The sequence below is a fragment of the Lysinibacillus sp. TE18511 genome (genome assembly GCF_054062295.1).
This window is the reverse complement of the sequence record NZ_JBSSFD010000032.1, coordinates 1-13,751: the sequence shown is the minus strand read 5'-3', so window position 1 is coordinate 13,751 and position 13,751 is coordinate 1. Positions and strand designations below refer to the sequence as shown.

General features: G+C 36.2%; 11 protein-coding genes. 7 read left to right on the top strand and 4 right to left on the bottom strand.

The features are described from left to right. Positions 1 to 185: 185 nt before the first annotated feature. From jag to rpmH, 4 genes are all read right to left on the bottom strand, one after another. Positions 186 to 995, bottom strand: a complete 810-nt coding sequence (gene jag, locus ACVWXS_RS18995) for an RNA-binding cell elongation regulator Jag/EloR (RefSeq protein WP_423474816.1) — start codon at positions 993 to 995, stop codon at positions 186 to 188. Further along, on the bottom strand, positions 992 to 1,762 hold the full coding sequence (yidC, locus tag ACVWXS_RS18990) for a membrane protein insertase YidC (RefSeq protein ID WP_068985821.1): 771 nt from the start codon (positions 1,760 to 1,762) through the stop codon (positions 992 to 994). The genes jag and yidC overlap by 4 nt, the downstream gene beginning before the upstream one ends. A gap of 281 nt (positions 1,763 to 2,043) precedes the next feature. After that, positions 2,044 to 2,388, bottom strand: coding sequence for a ribonuclease P protein component (gene rnpA / locus ACVWXS_RS18985; protein ID WP_368637197.1), 345 nt, complete (start codon positions 2,386 to 2,388; stop codon positions 2,044 to 2,046). A 100-nt stretch (positions 2,389 to 2,488) separates the two neighbouring features. Then, on the bottom strand, positions 2,489 to 2,623 hold the full coding sequence (gene rpmH / locus ACVWXS_RS18980; RefSeq protein WP_004233310.1) for a 50S ribosomal protein L34: 135 nt from the start codon (positions 2,621 to 2,623) through the stop codon (positions 2,489 to 2,491). A 683-nt stretch (positions 2,624 to 3,306) separates the two neighbouring features. Here rpmH and dnaA point away from each other — a divergent pair. The 7 genes from dnaA (at position 3,307) to ACVWXS_RS18945 (ending at position 13,230) form a co-directional block, all read left to right on the top strand. Then, positions 3,307 to 4,656, top strand: a complete 1,350-nt coding sequence (gene dnaA, locus ACVWXS_RS18975; protein WP_456959670.1) for a chromosomal replication initiator protein DnaA — start codon at positions 3,307 to 3,309, stop codon at positions 4,654 to 4,656. Positions 4,657 to 4,825: 169 nt separating this feature from the next. Then, on the top strand, positions 4,826 to 5,962 hold the full coding sequence (dnaN, locus tag ACVWXS_RS18970) for a DNA polymerase III subunit beta (RefSeq protein ID WP_223553674.1): 1,137 nt from the start codon (positions 4,826 to 4,828) through the stop codon (positions 5,960 to 5,962). A gap of 167 nt (positions 5,963 to 6,129) precedes the next feature. Then, complete coding sequence (gene yaaA, locus ACVWXS_RS18965; RefSeq protein ID WP_374964372.1) at positions 6,130 to 6,354, top strand: S4 domain-containing protein YaaA; 225 nt, start codon at positions 6,130 to 6,132, stop codon at positions 6,352 to 6,354. Positions 6,355 to 6,357: 3 nt separating this feature from the next. Beyond that, a complete protein-coding gene (recF, locus tag ACVWXS_RS18960; RefSeq protein WP_368637194.1) occupies positions 6,358 to 7,473 on the top strand; it encodes a DNA replication/repair protein RecF in 1,116 nt (371 codons plus the stop codon). 92 nt (positions 7,474 to 7,565) lie between these two features. Further along, positions 7,566 to 9,500 carry a DNA topoisomerase (ATP-hydrolyzing) subunit B gene (gene gyrB, locus ACVWXS_RS18955; RefSeq protein ID WP_368637193.1) on the top strand — a complete coding sequence of 645 codons (1,935 nt, stop codon included), beginning with the start codon at positions 7,566 to 7,568 and terminating at the stop codon, positions 9,498 to 9,500. A 25-nt stretch (positions 9,501 to 9,525) separates the two neighbouring features. Further along, on the top strand, positions 9,526 to 12,003 hold the full coding sequence (gene gyrA / locus ACVWXS_RS18950; protein ID WP_374964367.1) for a DNA gyrase subunit A: 2,478 nt from the start codon (positions 9,526 to 9,528) through the stop codon (positions 12,001 to 12,003). A 144-nt stretch (positions 12,004 to 12,147) separates the two neighbouring features. Next, entirely contained in the window at positions 12,148 to 13,230 is a 1,083-nt protein-coding gene (locus ACVWXS_RS18945) for an HD-GYP domain-containing protein (RefSeq protein ID WP_368637191.1), read from the top strand. The last annotated feature ends 521 nt before the right edge of the window (positions 13,231 to 13,751 follow it).

Below are 13,751 nucleotides of genomic sequence, written 5' to 3'. Positions count from 1 at the left end.
TTCGTTCCTTTAGCGGAGGAAGCGGCTCGACGCTCGCCCACACTGGAACGGAAATCACCCTCATCTGAAGCACCACAACATTCACAAAGATTCCCTTGACCATCTTGTTTTTCAACAACTTAAAAAAGTCATTTTATCATGACGATAAAATGACTTTAGTTATGTCTGTATGTTTTTAGCGAAGTTTAATCGTTCTTTACAGGTTCAATTACTAAATAACGATTAGGCTCCGTTCCTTCTGAATATGTTTCAATATCAAAGCGGTTTGCCAATTGATTATGAATAATTTTTCTTTCGTACGACTGCATAGGTTCAAATGTCACACGCTGATTTAAGCACAGTGCTTTATCCGCCATGCGGTCTGCCAGTAACTCCAAAGCCACTTGACGACGCTCACGATAGTTTTCTACGTCTAATTTCACCATTAAGAACTGCTTGGCACTTTTATTTAACACAAGCTGTGTTAATTGCTGCAAGGAATTTAATGTTTGACCACGTTTCCCTATAAGCAGTGCAGCTTTCTCGCTTTTCAGTTGAAATATAACATATTTCCCTTCACGTGTCGTTTCAATTTCAAGATCATGAATACCCAATTGTTCAGCAATATTTACTAAATAAGCCTTTGCATCTTCAATCGGGTTTACTGAGGCTTCTTCTTCCTCTTTTTGATCCTCTACGACTTGTTGAACAGCTTCGAGATCACTTGGTTGTTCAGAAACTTGTGAACTTATTGTTTCAACACCATCTTTTACTGCTGGTTCGTCAAATTGAGCCATATTTTGCTGTTCAGCTTTTTCTGCCTCAATCGTTGGTCGAACATGTACTTCCTTTACTGTTACACGAACTTCTGCAGATCGTGCTCCAAAACCTAAAAATCCTTTTTTACCTTCTTGTAAAACTTCAACATCTACTTGTTCACGGGTTTTGCCAAGTTTCTGTAACGCCAATGAGATCGCTTCTTGTGTTGTTGCGCCTATTTGCGTAAGTTGTTTCACTTTTTAGCCCCTCCATTTTGAGCAGGTTGTGTTTTATCTTTTTCCCAAGGTTTATAAATATACAGGTTTTGCATAATCGAGATAATGTTTCCGATTACCCAGTATAGTGATAATGCTGCTGGTAATGCTATACCAAAAGAAATAATCATAATTGGCATAATGTACATCATTATTTTCATTTGAGGGTTATCCATCGCTGGACCCGTACGTAAAACTATAAATTGCATGATACCAGCAGTAATTGCTAATGCCGGTGCAGGATCTGCCAATGGGAAGATAAGGAAATTCCCTAAATCAAAAGTAGATGTAGCATTCATACGACTAATCGCATGATAGAAACCAATTAAAATTGGCATTTGAATGATTACAGGTAAACATCCAGCAAGTGGGTTAACACCTGACTCACTCATAAGCTTCATCATTTCTTGCTGATACTGTTGCTGTGTCTGTGCATCCTTAGAAGCGTACTTCTTCTGCAATTCCTTCAATTTCGGCTGAACTTCTTGCATTTTTTTAGCGTTCTTTGTTTGTTTAATCATCAATGGCAGAATTGCTAAACGAATGATAATCGTTACAACAATGATCCCCCATGCGTATGAACCAAGCAAATCAGCGAAGTATTTTATCACTGATACTAAAGGCCAAACAATGAATTCATTCCAGAAGCCTGTGCTGTCTTTGGAGATTGGTTCACTAAATTCTGTACAACCAGATAGTAGTAATGCTACTGATGCTAGCGACAAAATTACCCAAAGTTGTTTCTTCAACCTTCTTCCCCCTACAAATACTATTCACTTTTTCTAAAACTATATGCATTCTTCTTCTTTATTCATTGAAAGTTTCCTGCCACTGAATAAAGTTATCAGTTATTTTATCATGCATATAACGTTTCACTCTACTAATTATTCTAACAATGTACTTGAGATGTTACTAATTTTACATATATCCTTATGAAACAGTAGCAGAAAATACCCCTATGTGTATTTTCTGCTACTTTAAAACATACTTCTAAAATAAATGCTTCTCACCACTTTGGCTGTCCTCCGTATCACGCTTTCTTCAATACTTTCGCGATTCGTAGAACATGCTGTAAGCTTTGTTTCACTTCATGAAAATCCATAGTGGCCGCCGGTTGTCTGGCGATAATAACATAGTCCATATTTGGCTTTAGCTCATCCTTTAATTCATGAATGCTCTGCCTAATATAGCGTTTGATCTGGTTGCGTGTTACCGCATTCCCAAGCTTTTTACTAACCGATAAACCTACACGAAATTCTGTTTGTCCCTCTTTTTCAAATAAATAAACGACAAACTGACGATTAGCGAAAGATTTACCCTTTTTAAACACCTTTTGAAAATCATCGTTTTTTTTCACTCGTTGGCGTTTTTTCATTTCTTTCACCTGCTACTAATAATTATCTTTTGATCCTCATTTCTAGGTTTACCAAAAATAAAGAAAAAAAAGACCACTGATGTGTCTCAGTGGACTTATTTTATGCTGATAATACTTTTCTTCCTTTACGACGACGTGCAGCAAGAACTTTACGGCCGTTTTTCGTGCTCATACGTGCGCGGAAACCGTGAACTTTACTGTGCTTACGTTTTTTTGGTTGGTAAGTACGTTTCATTTATATAGACACCTCCTGAATGAAAGTTGAGTTTTTCAACATACAGACCTGAACATTATATAAAGTAACTAGTTATTTTGTCAATGAATTTCATAAATTTCTTTCTTTAAGCGAGTCTATGTATATCTTTTACCGCTCTTCGCCAATATATGTACTTAAGCGCAGGTATTCCTATACGGTCTCAGATCTAACACTATCCATTCTCTCTATGCACTTTCGTATGAACCTAATTTTTATTTAAGAACAGACTTTAATATTTATCTTTTTTACTTAAATTAATTATCCACAGAGTACTTGTTTTTTTTACACAGAGTTGTGTATAGTATTTTTTGCATTATTTTTTATCCACAACATTTATCTACAGCTTTTTCACATAAGCAGATACTGTGGACAACTCTAAAGTGTATAAATCAAAAGTATGTGGATAAGTTTCACAAACTATTGAAATGACTTTGTTTTTCTGATACGATATCTGTGCTTCACTTTGTTGAAAACTGAAATGAACATTTATTTTATCCACAACTGTTGATATGCTGTGGATAATTTTTATCACAGCCTTTGGTTAACTTTTATCCACAACTTGTGAGTTTGTGGACGAGTTGTAAAATGAACGTGTTTACCATTACTATAAATGCGCTTTTTTATTGCTGTACTTGTATTGAACTGTAAAGGAGATTAGCAGCTTGGAACATTTAGAAGAACTATGGAATAATGTCCTGGCTCAAGTTGAACAAAAAATTTCTAAACCAAGCTTCGAAACGTGGCTAAAGTCTACTAAACTACTTTCTTACAATGGAAGTGGTTCTACTGTGACCATTGCTGCGCCAAATTCGTTTGCTCGAGACTGGCTTGAAAATCATTATATTCATTTGATTACAGGTATATTAACGGAGCTTACAGGCGAAGACTTGCTTATTAAGTTTGTTGTTCAAAAAAACCAGGATTCGGACGATTTCGATCTGCCAGCGCCGATTATCCAAGCAAAAAATAACGATCATCATGATATTTCACCAGGGATGTTAAACCCGAAGTATACTTTTGATACGTTTGTTATTGGCTCTGGTAACCGCTTTGCTCACGCTGCATCGCTAGCTGTCGCAGAAGCGCCTGCAAAGGCTTATAACCCATTTTTTATCTATGGGGGAGTAGGGCTTGGCAAAACACACTTAATGCACGCGATTGGTCATTATGTTTTAGAACATAATCCAAATGCAAAAGTTGTATATTTATCATCTGAAAAATTTACTAATGAATTTATTAACTCAATTCGAGATAATAAGGCACTTGATTTTCGCAATAAATACCGCAATGTAGATGTACTGCTAATTGATGATATTCAATTTCTAGCTGGGAAAGAATCAACTCAGGAAGAATTTTTCCACACTTTTAATACATTGCATGAAGAATCGAAACAAATTGTTATTTCCAGTGACCGTCCTCCTAAGGAAATCCCGACATTGGAAGATCGTTTACGCTCTCGATTCGAATGGGGACTAATTACAGATATTGCACCACCTGATTTGGAAACTCGTATCGCCATTCTTCGAAAAAAAGCAAAGGCTGATGGTCTAGAAGTGCCAAATGAAGTTATGCTCTATATTGCGAACCAGATTGACTCCAATATTCGGGAGCTTGAAGGTGCGCTTATTCGCGTCGTTGCCTACTCATCACTTGTTAACAAGGATATTAATGCAACTTTGGCTGCTGAAGCATTAAAAGATATTATCCCTAATTCGAAGCCACGAACTGTCACTATATTAGACATTCAAAATGCAGTAGGAGAGCATTTTAGTATTCGTTTAGAGGACTTTGCCGCGAAAAAACGTACAAAGTTAATTGCCTTTCCACGTCAAGTCGCGATGTTTTTATCCCGCGAATTAACAGATTTTTCGCTGCCGAAAATTGGCGAAGAATTTGGTGGACGTGACCATACTACTGTTATCCATGCTCACGAAAAAATATCTTCTATGTTGAAAAATGACGTTCAGCTGCAACAAGATATTAAACAAATTCGAAGCATGCTAGGGAAATAATTCTGTGGACAACACAATCGTTTAATCACAAACTTATACACAGTCTATCTACATGTGGATAGACTGATTTTATTCACTTAAATACACTTATCCACAAATCCACAGGACCTATTACTATATCTTTTTTATTTTATATAAATAAATAATATAAATATGTGAGGGAAAACGAATGAAATTTGATATTTTACGTGACCGTTTATTAGAGGGTTTAAATGATGTCATGAAAGCTGTAAGTTCTAAAACAACTATTCCAATTTTAACGGGGATTAAAATCGATGTAACAAATGAGGGCATTCGCTTAACAGGTAGTGATGCTGATATTACAATTCAAACATTTATTCCAGTTGAAGAAGATGGTCAACAAATAATTCATATTACTGAAACAGGATCGATTGTTGTACAAGCCCGTATGTTCAATGAGATTGTACGTAAGTTACCAACAAATGAGGTTGAAATTCAAGTAACACCAGGTTTCCAAACTCATATCCGTTCAGGTAAATCTGAATTCCACTTAATTGGCTCAGATGCTGCTGAATATCCTTTATTACCCGAATTAACAGAGGATCAAAAATTTACTATTCCTGCAGATCTATTAAAGTCAATTATCCGTGAAACAGTATTCGCTGTTGCTACTTCAGAAAGTAGACCAGTGTTGACAGGTGTAAACTGGCAAATAAAAAATGAAACATTAATCTGTGTTGCAACAGATAGCCACCGTTTGGCAAGACGTAAAGTTCAACTAGATAGTTTACCTGAAGTTGAACATAGTGTTGTAATTCCTGGTAAAAGTTTAAATGAGTTAAATAAAGTTTTAGAGGATTCAACGAATCTTGTGCAAATTGTTATAACAAGTCAGCAAGTATTATTTAAAACTGGAGAAGTATTATTCTTCTCTCGTTTACTTGAAGGGAATTACCCAGATACAACACGTTTGATTCCTGAAGAATATCAAACAAATTTAACGATAAATGGTAAATCATTATTACAAGCAATCGATCGTGCATCTCTTGTTGCTCGTGGCGATCGTAATAATGTTGTACGTTTCGAGATTTTAGATAATCAAGCTGTTGAAGTTTCTTCTAATTCTCCAGAAATAGGTAAAGTACAAGAGGAAATTCCTGTCGAGTCATTAGAAGGGGAGAACTTAAAGATTTCTTTCAGTGCGAAATACATGATGGAAGCACTAAAAGCAATAGATGGTCAAGATGTGGTCATTCAATTCACAGGTGCAATGAGACCGTTTATTTTACGCTCTGTTCATGATGATGCTATTTTACAATTGATTTTACCTGTACGTACTTACTAATATTTAATCTATTTTCGTTGGAGAAAATAAAACTCCGTGCTTTTAGGTTTTAATTGCTTTGGAAAACATTCGGATAGTCGCTAATTGCGGCTATCTTTTTTTACTTATGACGAATTTTTAGGTATGATAGAGAGATAGACAATCTGTATTTGGAGGGAAACACAGCTATGAAGGACGTTGAAATTGATGTAGAGTTTGTCACTTTAGGACAGCTTTTAAAAATGACCGATGCTATTAGCTCTGGTGGCATGGCAAAATGGTTTTTACACGAAAATGATGTATATGTAAATGGAGAAGTGGATGATCGCCGCGGTCGTAAATTACGTGACGGTGACATTGTAAATATTCCCGGATGTGGTCGATTCCGTATCGTTGGTACCGCTGGACAGTAGATTATGCATATAGAGCAATTAAAACTTACAAATTACCGTAATTATGATGCCTTAGCTTTAAACTTCTCTCCCAAAATAAATGTTTTTATTGGTGAAAATGCTCAAGGAAAAACAAATGTTATGGAATCTATTTACGTATTAGCGATGGCTAAATCCCACCGCACGACGAACGATAAAGAATTAATACGTTGGGATTCAGACTATGGTAAAATAGAAGGGGCCGTTCAAAAAAGGCATGGTATTTTACCGATTGAGCTTACGATTACTAAAAAAGGTAAAAAAGGTAAGATAAACCATATAGAACAAAGTCGCCTCAGTCATTATATTGGCCAAATGAATGTCGTGATGTTTGCACCCGAGGACTTAAACGTTGTAAAAGGGAGTCCGCAAATACGACGACGTTTTATTGATATGGAGATTGGGCAAATTTCGCCTGTCTATTTACATGATTTATTAACCTTTCAAAAAATTTTAAAACAACGTAATCATTTTTTAAAAATGAATCAAGGTAAGGCAATGCCAGATGACGTGATGTACGAGGTTTATAATGAACAATATATTCACGCAGCTACCCAAATTATTCGAAAAAGATTTCAATTTATGGATTTATTGCAGGAGTGGGCAGAGCCAATTCACGCAGGAATTTCACAAGGGAAGGAAACATTGGTTATTAAATACCGCACTGTAGCTGGTGTTGATAAAGAACATACTTCTAGTGAAATTGAAGGCTTCTTGCATAAAAAGCTTATAGAAGCTAAGGAGCGTGAATTTGACCGAGGTGTAACACTAGTTGGTCCACATCGAGACGATTTGCAGTTTTTGGTGAATGGCTATGATGTTCAGACATACGGTTCCCAAGGACAGCAACGTACAACCGCTCTTTCATTAAAACTTGCTGAAATCGAGTTAATTAAACAAGAAACAAATGAAACACCCATACTACTTTTAGATGATGTATTGTCGGAACTCGACGATTATCGTCAATCGCATTTATTAAATACCATTCAAGGTGAAGTTCAAACTTTTGTAACGACTACAAGTGTTGATGGAATTCATCATGAAACGATGGAGCATGCACAACTGTTTCACGTGAAACAAGGAGCGATTGAAGAAAGTTAGCCCGGGGAGTTTTTTAGATTACAAAAGAATGGTAATAGTCAGCTCGGTTGACTGTTCATTCATTTACACACAATGATGTTATGAAGGAGTAGATGAAAGCCGTGGCTATAGAGAACGAAGGTTTACAAAATCAAGCTTATGAAGCCGATCAGATACAGGTATTAGAAGGTTTAGAAGCGGTACGTAAAAGACCGGGGATGTATATCGGTTCAACAAGCTCTAAAGGGCTACACCATTTAGTATGGGAAATTGTTGATAATAGTATTGATGAAGCACTTGCCGGATTTTGTACAGATATAACAGTAACGATAGAAAAAGACAATTGGATTCGTGTAGAAGATAATGGTCGTGGTATTCCAGTAAGCACTCAAGAAAAAATGGGTAAGCCTGCTGTTGAAGTTATTATGACAGTGCTACATGCTGGCGGTAAGTTCGGCGGTGGAGGATACAAAGTATCTGGTGGTCTACATGGTGTAGGGGCATCTGTTGTAAATGCTCTATCAATTGAGACTATCGTTCAAGTTCATCGTGAGGGTCATATACATGAGATTAAATTTGAACGTGGAAAAACTGTTCAAGAGCTAACAATTATTGGTGACTCAGATCGTAATGGAACAACTACACGTTTTAAAGCTGACCCTGAAATATTTAAAGAGACTACAGTTTATGAATACGATATTTTAGCACATCGTATTCGTGAATTAGCTTATTTGAATCGTGGTATCAGGATTACAATTGCTGATGAACGCGAAGATGAAGAACGTTCTACAACGTATCACTATGAAGGTGGTATTCGTTCGTATGTAGAGCATTTGAATCAATCTAAAGAGCCAATCCATGAACCAATTGACGTTCTTGGAGAAAAGGATGGAATTTCAGTTGAAATTGCTATGCAATATAATGCTGGATTCTCGTCAAATATTTTTTCATTTGCTAATAACATTAATACGTATGAAGGTGGTACACATGAGTCTGGTTTTAAAACAGCTCTGACACGTGTTATTAATGATTACGCGCGAAAAAATGGGCAATTAAAAGAGTCAGATGCAAATCTTACTGGTGAGGATGTTCGTGAAGGGTTAACAGCTATTGTTTCAGTTAAGCACCCTGATCCACAATTTGAAGGACAAACAAAAACAAAGCTTGGTAACTCTGAAGTTAGCCAAATTACTAACTCCTTATTCTCAGATGGTTTTGAACGTTTTATGTTAGAAAATCCTACTGTTGCTCGTAAGGTTGTAGAAAAAGGTTTAATGGCTGCTCGTGCACGTGTCGCTGCTAAAAAAGCACGTGAATTTACACGCCGCAAAAATGCACTTGAAGTATCAAGTTTACCGGGGAAATTAGCTGACTGTTCATCAACAAATCCATCAGAATGTGAAATTTATATCGTTGAGGGTGACTCTGCCGGTGGGTCAGCAAAATCTGGACGTGACCGACACTTCCAAGCAATCTTACCGTTACGTGGTAAAATCCTTAACGTTGAAAAAGCACGTTTAGATAAAATTTTATCCAATACAGAAATTCGTGCAATGATTACAGCATTTGGTACAGGTATTGGGGAAGAGTTTACTTTAGAAAAGGCTCGTTACCATAAAATCGTTATTATGACAGACGCCGATGTTGATGGTGCGCACATCCGAACATTACTGTTAACATTCTTCTTCCGTTTCCTTCGACCTCTCATAGAGGCAGGGTATGTTTATATTGCACAGCCACCTCTTTATCAAGTAAAGCAAGGTAAGCATGTTGAGTATTGCTATGATGATATTACTCTTCAAGAAATTTTAGAACGGCTACCGAAAATGCCAAAACCAAATGTTCAACGATACAAAGGTCTTGGAGAAATGAATGCAGAGCAGCTTTGGGAAACTACAATGGACCCTGAGCACCGCACATTGTTACAAGTAGAATTAGATGATGCAATTAAAGCAAATCAAGCATTTGAACGTTTAATGGGCGATGAAGTTGAACCTCGTCGTCAATTTATCGAAGAAAATGCTGTATACGCTAATTTAGATATTTAATTTCTCTTGAGAGGAGGTCTACACTTTGTCAGAACAAGAACGCTCCGGTGTTAAAGGAGTTAATATAACAGAAGAAATTGAAACATCTTTCCTCGATTATGCGATGAGTGTAATCGTTTCTCGTGCATTACCAGATGTACGAGACGGGTTAAAGCCTGTACATCGTCGTATTTTATATGGAATGCAAGAGCTAGGAAATACAGCAGATAAAGCGTATAAAAAATCAGCACGTATTGTTGGGGACGTAATGGGTAAATACCATCCACATGGTGACTCATCTATCTATGATGCAATGGTACGTATGGCGCAAGATTTCAGCTATCGTTACATGCTTGTCGATGGTCATGGTAACTTTGGATCTGTTGATGGCGACGGAGCTGCAGCAATGCGTTATACAGAATCACGTATGTCTCGTATTGCAATGGAGATGCTTCGTGATATCAATAAAGACACAATTGACTATACAAATAACTATGATGGCTCAGAAAAGGAACCTATTGTCCTTCCAAGTCGCTATCCAAACTTATTAGTAAATGGAGCGGCAGGGATTGCAGTTGGTATGGCGACAAATATCCCGCCACATCAACTGGGAGAAACGATAGATGCAGTGATAGCACTTTCTGAAAACCCTGCTATTACAACGGAAGAATTGATGGAAATTATCCCAGGACCTGATTTCCCAACTGGTGGATTAATTTTAGGTCGTAGCGGTATCCGCCGTGCCTACGAAACAGGTCGTGGCTCTATCATTATTCGCGCAAAAGTAGAGATTGAACAGAAATCAAATGGTAAAGAAACAATTCTTGTCCATGAATTACCATACCAAGTGAATAAAGCTAAGCTTATTGAAAAAATAGCAGAGCTTGTACGCGATAAAAAAATTGATGGTATTACAAACTTGCGTGATGAATCTGACCGACGTGGTATGCGAGTAGTCATTGAAGTTCGTAAAGATGCAAATGCTAATGTAGTTTTAAATAACTTATATAAACAAACAGCAATGCAGTCTAGCTTCGGTATTAATATGCTGTCATTAGTAAATGGTCAGCCTAAAGTAATGGGCTTAAAAGAAATGTTGCATCATTATTTAGAACATCAAAAAGTGATTATCCGTCGTCGTACGGAATTTGACTTAAGAAAAGCGGAAGATCGTGCACATATTTTAGAGGGCTTACGTATTGCACTCGATCATATCGACGAAATTATTGCTATTATCCGTGGTTCTCGTAGTGGTGATGAGGCGAAGCCACAATTGATGGAGCGATTCAATTTATCTGAACGTCAAGCACAAGCAATTTTAGATATGCGTTTAGTTCGTTTAAGTGGATTAGAGCGTGAAAAAATTGAAGCAGAGTACCAAGAGCTTCAAGTCCTAATTGCGGAATTAAAAGAGATTTTAGCAGATGAAGCTAAAATTGTTGATATTATTCGTACTGAAATATTAGAACTAAAAGAACGCTTTAATGATAAACGACGTACTGAAATTACTTCTGGCGGTTTAGAAATGATTGAGGACGAGGATTTAATCCCAGTCGAAAACTCGGTTGTAACTTTAACGCACAATGGTTATATCAAACGTTTAGCTGCGAATACATATCGCAGTCAAAAACGTGGTGGTCGTGGTGTACAAGGTATGGGCACTAATGAAGATGATTTCGTAGAGCACCTTATGAATACATCCACACACGATACAATTTTATTTTTCACTTCAAAAGGAAAAGTATTTAGAGCAAAAGGTTACGAGATTCCGGAATTTGGTCGTACAGCGAAAGGATTACCGATTGTTAACTTACTCAATATTGAAAAAGGTGAGAAAGTAACAGCGATGATTCGTGTTGATTCATTTGAAGAAGATGCATACTTCATCTTTACTACTAAAACAGGTATTACAAAGCGTACTCCAGTTTCTCAATTTGCTAATATCCGTACAAACGGCTTAATAGCTATAAGTTTACGAGAAGATGATGATCTTATTTCTGTTCGTTTAACAGATGGCGAAAAGCAAGTGATTATCGGTACTCGTGATGGCATGCTCGTACGTTTCCAAGAGGATGATATTCGTTCAATGGGACGTACTGCGGGTGGTGTACGAGGTATCAAACTACGTGATGGTGACGAAGTAGTTGGTATGGAAATCATTGAACCAGGACAGGAAATTTTAGTTGTTACAGAAAAAGGTTACGGTAAACGTACTTCTGAAGAAGAATATCGTTTACAGAGCCGTGGTGGTGTAGGATTAAAAACAATTCAAATCACTGATAAAAATGGCCCAATGGTAGCTGTAAAAACTGTTGATGGTTCAGAAGATTTAATGCTTATTACAATTAACGGCATGCTAATCCGTATGGATGTGGATGATATCTCTTTAATTGGACGTAGTACACAGGGAGTTCGTTTAATCCGTTTAGGCGATGATGAGCTTGTTGCAACTGTAGCGAAGGTTGAAAAAGAAGAAGAATCAAATGAAGAAAATGATGAAGTAGAAGATCAAGTAGAAGAATAATAAAAGCCGATGACGACAGCTATTGTGCCGTTCATCGGTTTTTTTTAGCATAAATTATGAAAAATAAGTAATTATTTTGAATTCGTGATAAAATGAAATTAACTTTATGTTTAAGCAGTGAAATAGTGAAGAGGTGTTAATCGGGTGGAAACAATATATGTTCCAATTCCAGAATTACGTGTTGGTAAAGTGATTTCTGAAGATATTTTTGCTAATACACAATATCCAATAATTTTTAAAAATACGATAATTTCCTATGACCATTTACAAGTTTTTTTTGCTTTTAATATTTCAAGAGTCCCTGTTTATAAAGATGGTAGAGAGGTTCAAGCAGAGACAATAGAAACAGAAATAGTTGTTCCACCAGAGGTTATTCCAACTTTTAAAAGGGTCTATGACAATTCTGTTGAGCAATTCAAAAAGGAATTTAAAAACTGGGAAGCTGGAGCAAAGGTAGATATTGCGAAAGCACGTAAAATTATCTTGCCATTATTAGAAATGGTTTTAGAAGATCGTACAATAATTTTTGATTTAAATGAGTATTCAAATCCAAAAGACTATTTGTACCATCATTGTGTAGCAACAGCATTGATTTCTGCAGTGATTGCACAAAAATTAGGCTATGACAGAGGAATTACAATTCAAGTTGCAATTGGAGGTTTATTAGCTGATTGTGGGATGGCAAAAGTTCATCCACGTATCCGTGATAAAAAAACAACCTTAACAGAGCAGGAGTTTGATGAAATTTATAAGCATCCGATTTATAGCTATCATATGGTCAAAGATTTAACAATCTTAAAGGATACAATGAAAGAGGCTATTTTCCAGCACCATGAGCGTTTAAACGGTAGTGGCTATCCGAAGGGTGAAAAAATTGCTAATATCTCTACTTTCGCACAAATTATCGCTGTTGCAGATGTATTCCATGCAATGACATGCGAGCGAGTTTATAGAACAAAGCAATCTTCTTTTAAAGTTATAGAGATGATTAATGAAGCTGAATTTGGAAAGTTTGATATTAAAGTAGTTCGTGCACTTATAGATATTGTTGCTGATCTCCCAATAGGTACAATAGTTGAACTATCTAATCTTGAACATGGCGAAGTAATGTTTGTAAATAAATTTGCACCAACTCGACCACTTATCAAATTAAGTCTTTCAGGGGAGATATTTGATTTAAGTAAAAATCGTACCTTCTATATTTCACGTATTATAACGAACTTATAATAGACGAAAGGCAACCCATTAACAATGGCGTTTGCCTTTTTTTATTTTTATTTCTGTCGACAAAGGTAAGGTTTATGAGGTGAAAACAAAAGCATCAGTAATATCTCGAAATATAACGAGATGAATACAAGAGAATTTTTATCCAAAAAAACAATTCAAATAAAGAAAAACACCTCTTTAGAATTAATTAATCAATCAATCAATATTATTTAAAACCTTTAAACATAGTGATGTAATAGGAGAATAATAGCTATATATAAACTATTGAATTATTTTATTGAGAAAGTGTTGACATAGTTTTAGATTCTTGATATTATAAGTAAGTCGCCAAGAGGTGATGCTTAAAATAAAGTAATGAACCTTGAAAACTGAACAAGCAAAACGTAATCAATAAAGTTTTTAGTAGCTAACCTTGAGTTAGTGAATGAAACAAAATTTTGGACATCAAACATGATGCCAGCAAAACAATTTGAGCTAATCAAATTTCTTTTTATGGAGAGTTTGATCCTGGCTCAGGACGA